Source organism: Psychrobacter sp. Choline-02u-9, from assembly GCF_002836505.1.
Lineage (GTDB): Bacteria > Pseudomonadota > Gammaproteobacteria > Pseudomonadales > Moraxellaceae > Psychrobacter.
Map to the genome: position 1 here is coordinate 1 of NZ_PJBF01000055.1, position 19069 is coordinate 19069.

At 42.3% G+C, this 19069-nt stretch carries 8 protein-coding genes, 1 tRNA gene and 1 pseudogene; 6 read left to right on the top strand and 4 right to left on the bottom strand.

Going from position 1 to position 19069, the window contains the following annotated elements:
• The 3 genes and pseudogenes from CXF69_RS08820 to CXF69_RS08825 form a co-directional block, all read left to right on the top strand.
• A partial coding sequence (locus tag CXF69_RS08820) for a VCBS domain-containing protein (RefSeq protein ID WP_180952623.1) occupies positions 1-9700 on the top strand: 9700 nt, incomplete at its 5' end.
• A 138-nt stretch (positions 9701-9838) separates the two neighbouring features.
• A pseudogene (locus CXF69_RS14650) lies at positions 9839-9934 on the top strand (hypothetical protein); the annotation flags it as partial.
• On the top strand, positions 9935-10192 hold the full coding sequence (locus CXF69_RS08825; RefSeq protein ID WP_180952624.1) for a hypothetical protein: 258 nt from the start codon (positions 9935-9937) through the stop codon (positions 10190-10192). It abuts the pseudogene before it with no gap.
• Between the two features lie 242 nt (positions 10193-10434).
• Here the strand turns inward: CXF69_RS08825 and CXF69_RS08830 are convergent, their stop codons facing one another.
• Positions 10435-11340, bottom strand: coding sequence for a LysR family transcriptional regulator (locus CXF69_RS08830; protein WP_102078243.1), 906 nt, complete (start codon positions 11338-11340; stop codon positions 10435-10437).
• A gap of 266 nt (positions 11341-11606) precedes the next feature.
• Here CXF69_RS08830 and CXF69_RS08835 point away from each other — a divergent pair, with 266 nt between their 5' ends.
• The 3 genes from CXF69_RS08835 to CXF69_RS08845 all read left to right on the top strand — a co-directional run bounded on the left by CXF69_RS08835 (position 11607) and on the right by CXF69_RS08845 (position 17119).
• Positions 11607-13313: an L-lactate permease gene (locus CXF69_RS08835; protein ID WP_102078246.1), complete on the top strand. Its 1707-nt coding sequence runs from the start codon at positions 11607-11609 to the stop codon at positions 13311-13313.
• Positions 13310-15118 carry a D-lactate dehydrogenase gene (gene dld / locus CXF69_RS08840; RefSeq protein ID WP_228706766.1) on the top strand — a complete coding sequence of 603 codons (1809 nt, stop codon included), beginning with the start codon at positions 13310-13312 and terminating at the stop codon, positions 15116-15118. Before CXF69_RS08835 ends, dld begins: the two co-directional genes overlap by 4 nt.
• A gap of 318 nt (positions 15119-15436) precedes the next feature.
• Complete coding sequence (locus CXF69_RS08845; protein WP_101205849.1) at positions 15437-17119, top strand: NAD-dependent malic enzyme; 1683 nt, start codon at positions 15437-15439, stop codon at positions 17117-17119.
• 310 nt (positions 17120-17429) lie between these two features.
• Here CXF69_RS08845 and CXF69_RS08850 read toward each other — a convergent pair.
• From CXF69_RS08850 to CXF69_RS08860, 3 genes are all read right to left on the bottom strand, one after another.
• A tRNA-Arg gene (locus CXF69_RS08850) sits at positions 17430-17505 on the bottom strand.
• Positions 17506-17578: 73 nt separating this feature from the next.
• Positions 17579-18385 carry a hypothetical protein gene (locus CXF69_RS08855; RefSeq protein ID WP_101205850.1) on the bottom strand — a complete coding sequence of 269 codons (807 nt, stop codon included), beginning with the start codon at positions 18383-18385 and terminating at the stop codon, positions 17579-17581.
• 66 nt (positions 18386-18451) lie between these two features.
• Positions 18452-18979: a hypothetical protein gene (locus tag CXF69_RS08860; RefSeq protein ID WP_101205851.1), complete on the bottom strand. Its 528-nt coding sequence runs from the start codon at positions 18977-18979 to the stop codon at positions 18452-18454.
• Positions 18980-19069: the final 90 nt, after the last annotated feature.

Here is a 19069-nt window from a genome sequence, read left to right on the forward strand (position 1 = left end):
TGATGGCGAAAACTACAGCCTCACCATCACCAGTGTTGGCGCCAACGAATTTGAAGCGGTTGACTTTAGTAACGAAACCACGAACACCGTCACCACCACCATCGACAGCAACAATGCAGGCGACAGCGCGAATGAGGGTGGACTTGATAGCAATGATACTGTCTATGTCAAACTAACCGGTGATGACAGCCAAATAGAAGCAGACGATGCTGTACTGACCCATACCTTATCACTTGTGGATGCTGACGGTCAGCCTGTTGAAATACCAGTAGGCGGCAGCGTAGTGGTTAATTTATCTTATCTCAACGATGAGACCACTGCGGTCGATTTTGATGCGAGTAGCAAGCTGACTACGGTCACATTTAATGCCAGCACTGGTAATCAAATCATTCTGACCAATACAGTATTAAATGATCAATTAAAAGAAGGTGTCGAGAATTATCAGCTAGCAATAAGCTCTGTTGATGGTACCAATAGTGGCTTGGAGTCTGTCAAAATTGATACCGAAAACAGTGTCACAGGAGAGGTTGTCGACGACGTTGATCTAAAACCTGATGTCAATACCGTACAAGAAGATGGCGTTTTAACCGCGACAGGCAATGTATTAGCTAATGACGAAATCGGTACCGAAACATCCGTCAGCTTGCAGAGTCAGCCTAGCGATGCAAATGATTATGGCGCGCTGACGCTAAATAATGACGGCTCGTACACCTATGTTCTAAATAATAACAGCTCTACCGTACAAGCCCTTGCCAGAGGGGAGGTAGTTGAACAAGTATTTACTTATAGAGTAGGTGATGATACTCAAACCTTAACCATCACTGTAACTGGTACCAACGACGCGCCAACCTTGGATGTCTCTGGTAATAGTAATACCACTGTCAATTATACAACAGCTTACCAAGAGGGTGATGTCCCTGTTGCTATCAGTGACAGTAGTACCATTGCCGATATTGATAATAACGATACGATTGGTAGTGCATTTATTGTATTAACAAACTCACAAACAGGCGACTTAATTGCTATTGATGAAGGTGATCTACCAGCAGGTATTTCAGCCACATTGTTAGGAAATAGCCGCATTGAGTTGAGCGGGAGTGCAAGCTTAGCTGACTACCAGTCTGCTATTGATGCCATCACTTTTGCCAATACCTCTGCTACGCCTAGTGAAATAGACCGTATCATTGAAGTGACAGTCACTGATATAAATAATGCTGATAGTAATACAACGACGACGGTTATCAGTGTGGATGCGACGCCGCAAGCAGTCGATGATATTGCTCAGGTTACTGAAGGCGGTAAAACCATATCGTCGAATACCACTTCCCTAAACTTACTAACCAACGATGATTTGGGTACGCCAAATACAACCATTACGTCATTCACATATTTAGATGAAAATGGCATTAGTCAAACAGGAGCAATAGGCTCTGCAGTCGATACTCAATATGGTTCATTAACTATTAACGCAAATGGCACGTGGACATACACATCGGATGATACATCGGATAATCTAAATGGCATTATCGATAGTATCTCTTATACGATTACAGACGCCGATGGTGATACCAGTACCGCTGATTTTAATATCACAGTGGATGACACGCAGCCCACGGCACTTATTCCTGAAGTTACGCTGAATGAAGACGATCTAGCTGGCGGCACCGATACGACGCCTGATGCGCTACGAGCGATGCGTAACCTTGGTATCACTAAGGCTGCAGATGACATCAGCGATGTGGTATTCACTGGTGTTACCACAGCAGGGCTAGAAGCCTTAGCGCTTGCGTCCAATGGTGAGCCGTTGACTTATGAGGTAAGTAATGATGGTCATACGGTGGTTGCTAGTAGTGCCACAGGCAATAGTGTGTTTACCATTACTTTGACCAATCCCACAGATAGCACTGGAGATACGCAAGCATTTGTATTTGAGCTACAAGGTCAGTTAGATCACACTGATGGAGTTACAATTACCTTACCTGTCAAATATGAAATTCAAGACACAGACAGTGCTACGGTGCAAAAATTTAATGTCAATATCGAAGATGATAAGGTACTGGCTAAAGATGATACACCTGTAAGTGTGGTTGAAGGCTCGTACGTTGATGGTGATGATAGTACGTTACTTACGGGTAATGTGATTGATAACGATAAAGGTGCAGATGCGGACTTAAAAATCAATAACTTTACTTATTCAGATAAAGACGGAAATACGGTTGAAGATTCTACCGAGTTTGGGGTGAGTCTCGAAACGCCGACAGGTATTTTAACGGTTAATGAAGATGGCAGCTGGACGTTTGCCGCTAATAAAGCGATTGATAATCGTGACCCTGCGCCTAACCTACAAGACGACGGCTCATTCAGTTACACACTAATCGATGCTGATGGTGATGTGTCAGATGCTGCTAAGCAGCCCATAAGCGTGACAGACACCGCACCGGTTATCGAAAGCGATGAAAGCGTTGTCTTAAAAGAGAGTGATTTGTTCCCTAATTCGGGTACTGCTAGCACTTATGTGGTCAAAGTCGAATCCGCATTTACGGTCACTGGCAATGAGGATAATATTTCTGATATTTACTTTACCATGGGTGATGGCGATCTAATAAACGGTCGTTTCCAGAGCAGTGGGCTACCGCTTTATTATCGCTATGCTGAGGTCGATGGCGTAATAGATTATAGCACCCTATATGTATCGACTACCCAGCGCGGCGAGCTGATTGCGGATACGGTCGATAACCCTAACAACAACGTCATATTTAAAGTGGAAATCAATCCTGAGGGCTTGCCTTATACCAGTGCAGATGCCCTGACCTATACCGCCACCCTCTATGATACGATCAGGCACGACAATATCGATGCCGATAATGACGGCAGATTAGACAATATTATATTTGATCTCGATTACGCGGTTGTCGATGAAGATGGCTCGATAACTGAAGATCAATTCGATGTCGAAGTGGAAAATAGACTGTTTAATAAAGATCTTGATTTCACTATCAATGAAGGGGATTTTGGGGACATCACTGGGGATGAAAACATCGCTCCAAATGGTAAAGATGCCTTATTAATCAATGCTGCTGAAAATTTCGATGGCGGTGTGGTTACCATATTGAATTATGATTTATCGTCATCGAGAGTTTTGCAAAGTGGCCAATCTATTTATATTGATGTAAACGGTAATGCCATTGCTACCGATGATCAGGATAACCCAGCCATCGTTGGTAGTTTGAAGAATATCGGTAATGGGCAAATCGAGTTTAATCCAGAAGAGAACTACTCCTCTATCGCGACGCCAAATGATAGAAATGTAGGCACGGCGGAAGCGCCTACAGGTTATGAGCAGACACCTGATTCGTTTGATCCTAATTATAGTGTGATGTTTAACATTCGTCTGCAAGATGGGGGGCAAACTCTAACTAGTAGAATAAATATCGAAGTAGACCCTGTTGCTGATGCGCCTATTATCGTTATTGACGCGGCTGAAGTTGATATCGTTGATGGTGTTTATACAAACGATGTTAAAGAAGATTCATCGACTCAGCTTGGCTTTATAGCACCAATCATTGGTGATAATGGCGGTGAGGCCAGTACGGATTTAAGTATCTATGATGATCCAGTTTATGGTGATGATTATATTAATGGCACTAAGAGCGAGAATGATGACAATACAAACGGTGGATCTGTTGATCGTAGCGAACGTTTTGGGGCGATTACATTAAGCGGATTTCCTGATGGTGTTCAGCTATTTTACACTGATGTCAATGGCGTTCAGGACATCAGTGATAGAATTGGAGAAGATGGTACGATCACGTTTAAACTCACCGATGGTACTCACATTAACAATGAGTTTACGGCTGATGTTGAGAATATGACAAGTGCTGATTTTGAATCATTAATCGTCTCTAACCCAGATCAAAATGCCACTAACTTTACAGTAACCATGAGTGTCACTGAGTATGAAGTTGATGAAAATGGCATCCCTTATCCGCTAGAGCCTAATGACTCCAGTAGTGCTGATCCTGATGGTAGCTTGATAGGAGAAACCACGTCAGTAGATATACTCATCGATGTGCAAGCGGTGACAGATGCATCGATTATTGATTTAGTAGAGCCTGATACACCGCTCCCGCCTGGTACAACTTCTATCACTCTATCAGACGACCCCAACAATGGCATTGATAAAAACGATACGATCAATGCGGTTATCGACGAAGACAGCAGTCTAGATTTGCAGTCTATATTGAATGAAACATTTATAGATGACGATGGCTCAGAGGAGTATTGGTATTCTATTGAAGGGTTCGTTGATGCGCTAAATGGTCAGGTGGTGACGATTAATGGTAACAGCTATACCATAGCTGATGGCACAGTCACTCTTCCAAAAGCGCGAGTGACGGCTAGTGATTTGGACCCAAGCTTTACGTTTACGCCTCCGAAAGATTTTGCGGGTGTGATTAATGCAACACTTACGCTAAATACGCAAGACACCGATGCTGATTCTGTAGGTATCGCCCCTGCCATTCAGACCGCCTCTGTGCAATTGAATATAACGGTCAATCCTACCATCGATGTGACAGCTGTGAATCCACAGGCGGGGGCTGAGGATACAGCGATTGCATTATTTACAACAAATGCTGTTGGCGATTCAGTTTTTACCATTACTGATCAAAATGGTAGTGGAGAATTCTCCAAAGAAGAATTCTCTAAAATAGGTATCTCGCAATCTTCACTAGATGCTAGTGGCGGGACGGTATTGAATGAAAACAATCAAATAGTTGACTTGACTACGCTTGCAACTGAGACGATAGATGGCGATATTTACTATATCTTTGGGAATAATCCAAGTGACGTCGCAGGTTTTACCATTAAGCCGCCAGCGCATAGTAGTACTGATATCAGCTTAACCTATTTTGTAGAGACTACTGATGGTTCAGTCGATAGTGCTAACCCTATTACTGAAAATGAAACCTTTGATGTCACTATTAAGGTCACTCCAGTGGCTGAGAGGGCTGATATCGATAGCGATGGTGACAATAGCAATGATGTCACTCTCAACCCAGACCATACCTATAGCGCACTAGTATTTGAAGACGGAGATGCAGACGGTATTAGCAGTACAGCCCCTGTTTGGTACGATCTATCGACTGATCCGAGTGATACCAACTTTGATTTACTTGATGGTTGGTCAAATGAAGATGATACCAACGACAACAACATTTATACCAAGTCAGAAGAGACCTTTGCCCGTCTGATCGTCCAGATTAGAGCTGAGGACGGTGACTGGGTCAACGCTTCCGGGGCTCAATTCCGTTATGACAGTGCCGGTGAGACGCAGACTGTCACAGCAGGTAAAAATGGCATAGACATACCTGTAGCAGGGCTTAGCAGCTTGGCATTTATTCCGCCTAATAATTATTCAGGCGAACTACGTATTCAAGAGCAAGCGGTCACCATCGACTATGATGAAGATGATGATACCGCAACAGATAAAGTCGTATCTGGCGAGTCTTTTCTTTACCTAACTGTGACGCCTGTTGCTGATGATGTACTGCTTAGCGTGCAACCTGCTAAAGGAGAGGAAGATGCAGGTAGATCTAATGGCAATCCAACCGATGAAGACAGCTATACACCAGATGACACTATTGACAACCCTGAGGGAGGCATTGCGCTTAAGATAAAGGCACAGTCCAAAGATAAAGACGGTTCTGAAACCTTTAATGTCACTATTGATGCGATACCGGATGGTGCCTACCTTTATGTGTGGGATGCTGATAATGGCGCAAATGGTGGCTATGTCTTGATTGACCAAAACTATGGTGCAGTCAATGATGTTACCACAGTAGATAATGCTGATGATACATGGTCGGTCACGTTGACTGATTATCAAAGTGATAAAGTACCATCGTTTATACCGCCACTGAATAGTAATGATAACTATACGCTACAAGTCACTGGTGTATCAGTAGATGGCACGGACACCAGTGAGCCTAGTGCGTCATTGGCATTGCCTATCAAGATTGACACGATTGCGGATAAAATCCTCAATGACGAATTGAATAAAGTTACCTTTGATTATGGTGGGCAAACCTCTGATAACTACGCGGTTATCCTTGAAGAAAGCGCATTGGATGCCGCTAACAGTGAGATAGCCTTTAGGTCTATTTTTAAGACGCCAGAAGATATCCGATCTTACGATGATGATGGATCTGAAATCGTGACCTACGTCATTACTGGTCTCGATGACAGGTTTGCGATGCAGGGAGCAGATGTAACCTTTATCGGTGGTGAAGGCACTGCTAGGCAGTGGGTTGTGACTGATGAAGCGATTAATAATGGCGAGATAATACTCAAAACCGCAGACAACTTCGCAGGCGAAATTAACTTTAATATCAAAGGCGTCAGTACGGAGAAAACAGGCGGTAGTGAGGCAAGTCAAAACCTCCAGCCTGTGCAAATTTTTGTTAAGCCGGATGCGCTTGATAATGATGTGGTTAATCCTACTGCTGAGCAGAATGAAAACGATTCTGTCACGTTAGACTTTGAGCGCGCCTTTAGACGTACGGATAATCCAGATGATTGGACATCAGGTGTTGAAGAGCTAAAGAGTGTGGCTATTAGCGTCACTGACCTTGAGGCACTAGGCGTTCAGCTCACTGTCGGTGTCGGTGTCAATAGCGTTGTTATCACAAGTGCTAACCTCGAAGTTGCTGATGCTGGGTTTTATACCATCGAGCGCGATTCAGAGGGTGCGTTACCTAAGGCTAGTATCATTGCTATTCCAGCTGAGCCTGCCAGTTCTGAGTCTGGTTTTGTCAATTATCAATCAGGCAATGATGTCTATGACTTTGGCATTAAATATACAGTGACTGATACTGTCAGAGCTACGAATAATGAGACGGCAGATATCGTCTATCAAACATCACAAACCCGTGAGACGACATTTGTTGTAGATGTCCTGCCTACTACTAATGTGCCATCATTGGTCAATCTTGCTGAGATTGAGACTTCAGAGACTATTGATATCGATAACGCCGATGTGGCTGATGATGAGGTGATTAAAACGGTCACTCTCACCTCACCAGACCTAGATGGTTCAGAGGTGTTTACACGAGTGCAAGTAGACGGTGTGCCTGATGGTATTTTGGTACAAGTGGATGCTAATGGTGATGGCACCTTCGTTGACGCGGTCAAAGCGGGTGATACCTGGTATGTCGACTTTGATGATGAAACCATAGACACATTTATTACGGCGAGTGTGGACATCAAGTTCAGTGTAAAAGCAGGATATGACGTAGATAATGCAGATGGCTTGACTATCACCGTAACTGCCTATAACCAAGATGCACCTGACGTTGAGAAATCAGCTGACGCAACCTTTGAGTTGACGCTTATTACGGGTATGGACGGTGGTGTGGAAGAGCCTCCTGAGTTGGTAGCAGATCTCATCGTGAAGTCCATAACCTTGACTGAGGATGGAGCCGGTCAATCTTTAGATAACTTTATCATTGGCTCACTTAATCAGGTGGCTTATGACAACCAGACGTCTGCACCGATATCATTCACCATTGCTAACTTGCCTGATGATGTGGTGTTACAAACGTCTAACGGGGTCTCGTTATCCAAACAAGGCAATACATGGTTGATCAGTGGTAATGTCACCAGTGATAGTGATATTGCTGATTTACTGTCTAATATTAGTATTATTCCCACCAGTGATTACAGTACAAACAACCAAAGTGAGGCAGTTGCTTTAGATATCTCATTTACAGCGACTGACAGTAATGGTGACTCTGAGACTGTGACAGCAGACGATCCAGCGTTTCCAATAGGTGATCCAGACACTAATGACAGCACATTGATTGTGCTGCCCATTACCGATTACTTCGGTTTCCATGAAGAAGATCCTACAGCAGCACAGAATGACGATAATATCGTGATAGCAGAAGATGAGACTAGGACATTAACCTTAGATCTGACCAAAACTGCTGATGTAGGTAATGTCGAAATTATTGGTGGTAATGTCTATCTTCAGTTCGCTGACAATGCTTCCGTTAATGGTACGCTTGAGGACTCTAACGGCGTGCCTTTAGCTACAGTCTCTAATCCTGCAGGATTGCCTATAGGAGAGTATTTTGTGTTGCCAGTAGGCGCAAACAATCCTACGTCTGCTAACTTCAATTTCATTCCTGAACGGAACGAAGATGGCGCGACTGTGATTGAGGCGTATGTAGTGCATAAGGAAACGACAGATATCCCAGATCATGACATAACCACGCTAGTATCACGCAAAGACTTTGAAGTCACTGTGGAAAAAGGCGCAGATCCTTTGCTGTTCGTCGTCAATGAGGCCGCGTCAAACTTAACTGTAGATGAAGATCAGGGCGAGATCGGTGACACTACTGACGTCAATGTCGTTAGTATTGTGTATGACACCGTACAAACTGATGAAGATGAAGGTGATAACGATCAGCCTGCTTCCTTCATAATCAACAATATCAATGATAACTTTACCGTATACTATGTCAATGATAGTGGAGATATCGTCATAGCCAACAAAACAGGGACAGGGTCGTGGAGCTTGCCAAGTACCGAGACAAATCCGACGCCCGAGATATTTATCCAAGCACCAGAGAATTATAGTGGTACGAGTAGCGCAGTTATTTCAGTATTAAGTACAGACGGCCTACAGGGTGACACCACGACCGTAGATCTAGTATTTAACCCAATAGCTGATGGTGTTGAGTTAACCCCGCAAAACTCAGCTGGCAAGGCCTATACATGGGTCGAGTTAAATACCAATGCTAAGATGGAAGACACCGATGGCAATGATACTGGTGAAGGAGGCAGTGAGACATTAACATTGACGATTACTCCTGAAGATGGCAAACCCTTCGACGAGTCCATGCTATTTAGGATTGGCGACACAGGAGAGGTCATCGGCTTACGTAATGCCGATAACGATGGCGATGAGGTATCTGTTGAATTTGTAGCGGGTAGCTATGTATTAAGTGGCGTGCCTAGCAGTAGTATTAACGATATACAGATTCTGTATCAATCGTATAACGGCACTATCACTTATACAGGCAAAACTGTCGAGACCTCAGACCCTGATCAAGTCTTCTCTAGCGAAGAGATCAAAACTGCGGATCTAAACCTGAGTGAGTCTGTCGCTATCGAAACAGGGGAGCAGAACGACACTATCACCACCACCAATAGTAGTACTACTGTAAACTCTGGTGTAGGCGATGATAGCATCACTGGCGGCGCTGGTGATGACTTCCTCGATGGCGGTACTGGTGTCAATACACTAATAGGCGGCGCTGGCAATGATACGCTAGTATTCTCTTTTGATAATTCTTTAATGGATGGCGGTGACGGTATCGATACTCTATTGATCAATGTGGCTAATACCACTATCGATTTTGGTGGCTTTGATAGTGGCGTGATTGAGAACATAGAGATGATTGACCTAACTGGGAACGATGCGCAGTCATTAATTAACATCGGTACCAATGACGTTATTACCATGACCGAAAGCAATAATGAGCTATTTATTAATGGTGATGACGAGGATAAGATATCTTTGACCGCGGAGTTTGTCGAGCAAGAAGTATCTGATCAAGCAGATTACATCCAGTATCAAAGCACAATAGATTCAACGGTTAACTTATACGTCCATGAAGATATCACCATACTATAAGTAGGGTAGTTCAGAGTCGATGCTTTTAGATTACTTTCTTAGGAAAGTGTTAGTAGCTTGCAAAGGCGTCTAAGAGAAGAGGGTACTTCTTTTAAAGCGTTGCTATTGGAAGTTTGAAAAAAGTTAGCTTATAAATACTTAATAGAGCAAAGGTTATCAGCTACAGATACGGCATTTTTACTTGGTTATCATTCTAATAGTCAGTTTTTTGGTGCTTTTAAAAGTTGGTTTGGGATGACGCCAAATAGTTCGGCAGATTATGGCCTGCATTGGGAATTGCCTACCAACTGGCAACAAGCAGACTTTGATGACTCTAGTTGGCCGAACGCTACTACCTATAGTAACCAAACCATTGGGGTAAACAATAAAGCAGCTTATACCAATTTCATAGATATTTTTGATAATGAAAAAGCAGATGCTGAATTCATTTGGTCAACCAATGTCGTACTCGACAATGAATTGATCGTACGTTACACAGTAAATGGATTATAAAACTTTATTTAGATTGGTCAGCCTTTATGAAAGCTACTAAGCAATAAAGTTGCAGCTATTAAACGCCTATATTGATAACATTATCTAGTACAACTGAACTTCATGTCTGAGCACTTTATACTTATAGCTAATAGTGCTCAGGCATTCTTTGCTTTGATTAAAGCGAAGTCGACATATATGACTATTATCGTCAAATACTCTTATCCATCTTTGCTCATTTGTATGAAAAACAAGCTTATTACTTAGCAGTAGTAAGCCTGTTTTTGATGTAATGATTCTCGCAGATGCGCTACAAGCAGTTTCAATTTTTGGTCCGGTTGCCGCGCCTTGGGGTAAACCGCATACATACCCATTTTCTTTCTTGTAAAGCGTTGCAAAATCTGGGTGAGCATATTTTGCTGCATTTCTTCATAAACAAGTGCTTGTGGTAAAAAGGCGATACCTAGGTCGCTGAGAGTCGCTTGTTTAATCGCATTAAGATGATTGCTATGAAACCGCCCCTGTACAGGAAGTAATTGCTCTGTACCATCTATATATAGCGGCCATATACCATTCGCCGTATGATCAAACTTATAGACCAAACACTCATGACTCCGTAATTGTTCAGGGGTTTGAGGTGTACCGTGTCGCTCTAAATAGTCTGGTGTCGCACATATGACCCACTGGCTATCTATAAGACGTCTTGCAATGAGTGATGAGTCTTCAAGCTCTGCTGTCCTTATCGCCAGATCAAATCCTTCTTCTATCAAATCAACCAATCGATTGGTAATCTGTAAATCTACTGATATTTCTGGGTGTTGTTTACAGAATTCGGCAATGGATTCGCTCAATATTAGATTTGCAGAGACCGCTGGCATGGTTATACGTATGTTGCCTTTCATGTCCTCACCATAGCCTGTTACGGCATTTTCAGCCTCCTGAAAGGCAAATTTAGCGATTTTAGCTTTGTCATAAAGCGTCCTTCCTGCATCGGTTAAGCTTAACTTTCTGGTTGTCCTATACAGTAGCTGTGCATTTAAGCTCTCTTCTAATCTTACAATACGTTTGCTTACCACTGAATTCGTTAATGACAGCTTTTCAGCGACCCGAGAAAATGACCCTTCATCAACCACTTGGACGAATAAAACCATATCGTCAGCTTTGCCCATACTTGTTCCCCAATTGGTGTAATACGTTTTGGATTATAGCAAAAAAAGAAAATAACATTGTCCTTTGATGCAATATATCAATGTATTGACAAGGCGTAGAATATTTTAGGGAATTTTGAGCATTTGTTTATTTAACCATTCTATTAATCATGTCACTGACAGAGATTGTTTTCGGCTTCGTCTGACCGACAGCATGAAGTTATAAAAGCAAATGCTTAGATGAAGTGGTTCAAGGAAGATTACACGATAAAAAAAGGATTATGATTTTGAGTCAAACAATATATGGACTGTTGGCATTACTGCCAATCGTTCTCTGTGGTATTTTTTTGATAGGGTTGCAATGGTCAGCCAAAAGAACCATGCCAATCGTTCTGGCGGTTACTGCCGCGCTTGCCCTCTTTGTATGGGATATGACGCTTAATCGCGTGTCTTCATCTATTATTCAGGGAATGGTCATTACGGTTTCAGTATTGTGGATCGTATTTGGGGCTATTTTCTTATTGAATACGTTGAAGCATACGGGTGCCATTGCCGTTATCCGTGCTGGGTTTACCAATGTATCGCCAGATAGGCGGGTGCAAGCCATTATTATTGCTTGGTGCTTTGGTTGCTTTCTTGAGGGAGCGGCTGGCTTTGGTACAGCGGCCGCTATTGCCGCGCCTTTACTCGTCGCGATAGGATTTCCAGCGCTAGGTGCCGTGTTAATGGGAATGATGATACAAAGTACGCCTGTATCGTTTGGGGCAGTCGGTACGCCTATCGTTATTGGAGTAAACAAGGGATTAGATACAGTAGCCATTAGCACCCAATTGGCACAACAAGGACTAGAGTGGGGCGATTTTTTACAACTAATTACCAGCCAAGTCGCCATTATGCACGGTGTCATTGGTACATTTATGCCACTTTTTATGGTGATGATGCTCACGCGTTTTTTTGGTAAAAATAAAAGCTGGAGAGAAGGCTTCGCTATTTGGCCATTTGCTATTTTTGCGGGTTTGGCATTCACAGTCCCTTATACCCTAACAGGTATTTTTTTAGGGCCAGAGTTTCCATCATTGGTCGGCGGTTTGGTCAGTATCACTATCGTTGTTAATGCGGCAAAACGTGGATTTTTAGTACCAAAAACCACATGGGATTTTGAACCGAAAAAAAGCTGGCCAAGTGAATGGCTTGGTAAGCTAATAGTTAGCAAAGAAGACATCACTCCTGCGTTGAGTGATAAAAAGATGTCCACGGTCATGGCATGGTTCCCTTATTTATTGGTTGCCCTTTTATTGGTGTGTTCTAGAGTATTAACAGGCTTTCAGTCTTTGCTGAACAGCGCGACAGTAGACCTAACCTCGATTTTAAGTGAGGCAGATATCAGTGCCAGTTTTAGTCCTTTATACTTACCAGGCGGCTTGTTATTAATCAGCGCCTTGGTTGCTGCGGCCTTTCAAACGAACAAACCTGTCAATGCACTAAACAATGCCTTTAAAGAATCAGGTAAAACTGTACTAGGGGCCGGATTTGTCCTTATTTTTACGATTCCAATGGTTAGAATTTTTATTAATTCAGGCGTAAACTTATCAGATGTGGCGAGTATGCCAGTTGCGAGTGCAGAATTATTTGCAGGTACTTTTGGTAGTGTTTTCCCCTTAATCAGTGCAACCATTGGTGCGTTAGGTGCCTTTATCGCGGGCTCTAATACCGTATCCAACATGATGTTCAGTCAATTCCAATACGAAGCCGCCATGAGCTTACATATTTCACCTTCTCTAATCATCGCGGCTCAAGCAGTTGGTGCCGCTGCTGGTAATATGATTGCAGTACATAATGTTGTGGCTGCATCGGCAACGGTAGGCCTACTCGGTATGGAGGGCGCCACACTTAGACGTACTATTTTACCTACCATCTATTATGTGTTGTTCTGCGGGATTATCGTCATGGCTGCCATTTACCTCTTTGGTTTTCAAGGGCCTTTAGCATTATGAGTGACACACAATCACCAAATAAAGAGCGTCATATGCCGTCATTAAATAGAGCTTCATCAAACCTTTTCTCATCGAATATAGCGCATCAAGACCAAGACATACTCCGTCCTGAGCAAGTATTAGACAAGCTAACCCATTTACTGGGAGCCAGTAATGTACAGGCTGATCCAGAGAAAAACGAACACTATAGAATGGGGTGGCGCTCTGGTGGCGGCAGCGCTTTGGCTGTTTTGTTTCCGCAAACGTTGCTGGAGATTTGGCGTAGTCTAGAAATATGTGTGGAAGGCGACTGCATTATTATCATGCAAGCAGCAAAAACAGGGCTGACTGAAGGCTCAACCCCGAGCGGTAATGACTACGATAGACCAGTGGTTGTGATTAACACCCTTGCAATGAATCAGTTGTATTTGGTGAATGATAACGAGCAAGTGATTAGCTTACCTGGCGCCACGTTGCATCAGTTGCAAAGTCAGCTCAAAGCCGTAAATAGAGCGCCTCACTCGGTCATCGGTTCATCGACGTTAGGTGCGTCAATTATTGGCGGTGTTTCTAATAATTCAGGTGGGGCACTGGTAAAAAGAGGTCCTGCTTATACCGAACTTGCTTTGTTTGCCCAAATAGACAAGCACGGTCAGCTAGTGCTGGTTAATCACCTAGACGTAGAGTTAGGCGACACTCCAGAAGAAATACTCACTAATCTGCAAACAGGTAATTTCGATAAAAGAGAACTACCTGACACTGGCAAGCTCGCATCTGACAAAGAGTACATCGCTAGAGTAAAAGATGTTGATGCAAGCACACCAAGCCGCTTTAATGCGGATAAGCGAAGACTGTATGAAGCAAGCGGCTGTGCTGGCAAGCTGGCGGTATTTGCAGTACGTCTTGACACTTATCCAACGGCTGTAAAAGAGAAAACCTTTTATATAGGCACTAATAGTGTGAGTGAGCTTGCACAGCTCAGAAGGCAAATGTTATCGAGCTTCGATAATACCCCTGAAGTGGGTGAGTATATGCATCGTGATATATTTGATGTATCTGCTAAGTATGGTAAGGACACGTTCCTGAGTATTAAGCATCTCGGTACCAATGCCTTACCTAGATTGTTTTCTATCAAAGGTGCTATGGATGCAAAATTCCATAAATGGTCATGGATGCCAAAGCATTTCACTGACAAAGTTATGCAGTTCGTTGCCAATATGTTCCCAAAGCATTTACCGAAGCGAATGCTAGAGTACCGCGACCAATATGAGCATCATCTTATCTTAAAAATGAGTGATGCTGGCATAGCAGAAGCACAGGATTTTCTGAAAGTTTTTTTCGACGCTTCAAATACGGGTAACTATTTTGAATGTAGTCAAGAAGAATCAGAAAGCGCCTTTTTACATCGCTTTGCCGCTGCAGGTGCCGCACTAAGATATGAAGTCATACATGAAAAAGAAGTCGGCGATATATTGGCATTGGATATTGCTATACCACGTAACGAGTTAGAATGGCTCGAAACGTTACCTAAAGAAATTGAACAGCATTTGGAAAAGAAACTCTATTATGGACACTTTTTTTGTTATGTATTTCATCAAGACTATATTTTGAAGAAGGGTAGTGATGCACATCTTGTTAAAAAAATGATGCTAGAGCTACTGAGCGCACGCGGAGCCAAATATCCTGCTGAGCATAATGTAGGGCATCTATACGAAGCAGAACCTGATTTGCAAAATTTCTATAAAAGCCTAGACCCAACCAATACCTTTAATCCGGGTATTGGTAAAATGTCGAAAACCAAACGCAATTGCTCGTGTTGTTTATAACTGAACTCTATAACTGATATTTAAAACTGGCCATGGGCTGATTATTTATCAGTAGCTAAGTAGCTAAGTAGCTAAATAGTTCAGTGTTTGTCCATTATAAATTGTTCGATACACCCTCAGAAGCACTGCCAATGGGTAGTGCTTTTTTATTATTTCTCGGTAAATGTATCAGTGGCCTCGAGTTCAGAAGCATATTTATTCAAAATGATTTTGTTATCTATTGTTAAATACCAGTCGATGCTATGTATAATGCAGCACTAGCATAGCTTTCACTTAGTATGGCTTTCACTCATATGCCTTTAATAAGAAGATTACATTATGTCAAACAAGCGTCCTTTATATATTCCTGTTGCTGGACCCGCTCTTTTAGAGACACCTTTATTGAATAAAGGTAGTGCTTTTTCATCAGAAGAACGTAGTAGTTTTAATTTAACGGGGCTATTACCTCATAATATTGAAACGATTGAGGAGCAATCATTACGTGCTTATCATCAACTAAGCTCATTCACTGATGCGATGGATAAGCATATTTACTTGCGTAACATCCAAGATACCAATGAAACCTTATTTCATCATCTAATTGAGCAGCATATCGAAGAAGTCATGCCGCTCATTTATACCCCAACCGTTGGTCAGGCGTGTGAAAAATTCTCGCAAATTTATCGTCGTAAACGTGGTTTGTTTATCTCATATCCTGAGCGTCACAAAATCGACGATATGCTACAAAATGCCACCAAACAAAATGTCAAAGTGATCGTTGTTACTGACGGTGAACGTATCTTGGGCCTAGGGGATCAGGGTATTGGTGGTATGGGTATTCCAATCGGTAAGTTGTCTTTATATACGGCTTGTGGTGGTATTAGCCCAGCTTACTGTCTACCTATTTTGCTGGATGTCGGCACCAATAACCAACAGTTGCTTGATGATCCTATGTATATGGGCTGGAGAAATCCGCGCATCTCTGGCGATGAATATAATGAATTTGTGGATTTATTTATTCAAGCCGTTAAGCGCCGTTGGCCAGAAGTGTTATTGCAATTTGAAGATTTTGCTCAGGAAAACGCGACACCATTATTGAATAAATATCGTGATCAGCTATGCTGCTTTAATGATGATATTCAAGGGACTGCTGCGGTATCGGTTGGTACTCTGATTGCAGCGTGTCTAAACAAAGGTCAAAAACTTAGCCAACAGAATATCGCATTTTTAGGCGCAGGATCTGCAGGTTGCGGTATTGCTGAGCATATTATTCGCCAAATGCAGCGTGAAGGATTGACTGAAGAGCAAGCTCGTAGTCAAGTGTTCATGGTTGACCGTTATGGCCTGCTAACAGATGGCATGACAGAACTGCAAAAATTCCAAGAACCGTTAGTACAAAAAGAATCAGCTATTGCAAGCTGGGACAAAAGTAAGAAACTCGGCTTAGCGCAAGTAGTTAAACAAGCAAAAATTACCGTATTATTTGGTGTTAGCGGACAAAAAGGTCTGTTCACCCAAGAAGTGATCGAATCGCTATGTGCTAATACTGAGCACCCAATTGTACTACCACTTTCAAATCCAACGTCTCGTGTGGAGGCAACACCGCAAGAAGTCATGAATTGGAGTAAAGGTAAGGCCATTGTTGCGACGGGTAGTCCATTTCCTCATACCACTTATAACGGTCAGTCTTTTGAGGTTTCTCAGTGTAATAACAGCTATATTTTCCCTGGTATTGGTCTAGGTGTTTTAGCAGCACGTGCGACAGGTATCAGCGATAATATGCTAACGGCAGCAAGCCAAGCCCTTGCAGATATATCAATGGAATACGAAAAAGCACCTGGTGCCATCTTACCGCCGATCAAGGTTATTAGAGAGATCAGTGAAAAGATAGCGTATGCAGTGGCATTACAAGCGGCTCAAGATAAGCTAGCACTACCTATCACATCGGAGAATTTACAACGCCGATTAAAAGCGAACTTTTGGTTACCTGAATATCGTAACTATCGCCGTACTTCTTTCTAAGTTAGAGATTAGATAGTTAGCTATTATCGATATTGCAAACACCATAAAAAATCACCTTAACTTGAAAAGTTAGGGTGATTTTTTTATCTATGCATTAATATAAAACTATAGGGTCTGTATGGTCGCTTGTTTTGGTGGTGAGTTAGTCAACGCCTTGATAATTTCAGATATTTTAAAGGTATTCTAAGAGGTGTTAGTCGATGCCTCTATCATTAAGGTATGGAAGGTCAGGGTGTATTATAGACACGCAATAAAAAACCCTTGTAGCGTAAGGCTTACAAGGGTTTATTGGTACTACTCATATCTTAATTGGTGCGCCCACCAAGACTCGAACTCGGATCGATCGCTTAGGAGGCAACTGCTCTATCCTGTTGAGCTATAGGCGCATTATGGAGTGACATTGTAGAAAAAAGCAGTCATAAAAGCAATCAACAAAAGACAAATAGAGACAATTTATCTTTACTCACCATTGCTAAGCGCGTCAGTGACATCTACAGCATGATCACCTGATGCATTTTTTGCCTGTGAGGTTGGTTTAAATAAGTCATTTACACTGTTCTTATAACCACTAATGTTCTCATAATCATATTTTTTTAGTATATCTTGACCTGTGCTCGATAGTAAAAAATTACGGAAGTTAATAGCAGTTGTATCGTCTGTCAGGATGACACCTTCAAGCGCCTGTTCATCTTTTAGCGCATAGTTAAAGGGGTTTAGAGTGTGTATCTTTTTATCTTTATCATGCGTACTATTATCACTATTTTTATCAGATGCATTACTTATATCACTGGCCTCAGTACTTTTTTGTCTTTGATCATTTCTATCTTGTGCCTGTTGTAACTCTGACTGTAGGAGCGATACCCGTTCTGTGGATAGGCTATCGTCATTGGTAATAATCATGTCTGTATCAAAGACAAAGTCAGAGAGTTTGTCTTTGGTAGAACCACTACTTGGTACTGTAAGAAGGTCGTGAGAGGGGACATAGCTCGCTAACACTTGTACGTGCGGATAACGAGATTCAAAGCTCACAATGATATCGTCCAAAGGTATCTGTAACTTCTCCTCTGCTCGAATGTATAAAACACTGTCAGCAATCTCTCTTGATTCATCACCTTTCGTACTAGAGTCTGCTTCACTTTCACTTGCCATGATTGGCAATGGGTCTGTGTTTTTGCGATTACTGGTCCACAACCAAATGAAGACCGCGATAAAGATTGTGAGCAGTAGCAAGATTAGCCCAGCCAGCAGTAGTTTGTAGTCTTTCATATATTACTGCTCTTTTATTATTAGTTGATTCATAGCAACGTTTATATACAGGGTAGTATCTATTTTTTAAAGCTTTTGTTCTAGTACTTCATCGGTTAATTCAGCCAACATGTCTGCAAAGATATCCGTGTCTGCAGAAGGGGTAGATACTTGTTCTTCATTAACCTCACCACTTTCATCAGTATGGCCATTGGTTTGGCAATCTGTTAGAGGATCAGATTGGTCGTTTAATACCTTGGCAGCAGGTGTAGTAGTTTGATGCGCTGCTAACGGCGATTCACCGGTTAATAGTCTGTCTTTTAACCATCTAAACCCATGTGCCTCCCACCATGCTTCAAAACGTGGCAACGTGCTACCACGTACCGCTACAGGTAGATCTAGCGTTCTCAATTTCTGCGCAAGGATAGGGTTGCTGATAGCTTGATGGATGCTCAAATAAAGTGAGCTACTATCATCGGTATAGGGTCGTCTGTTTTGCCATGATCTCTCATCGATTTTCATACGTGGCAGTTGCCACAACTCACCGCGATAATACACGACGTATAAGCGTTGTTTTGGATGGACAAAAATAGCATCAATGGGACGCAATGGCATAATATTAAGTAATCCCGTCAATAGAAAGTATTATTTAGATACAGGTTGTAAAGGCCAATTTAAAAACCGCAATGAGATTATTTCATTGTA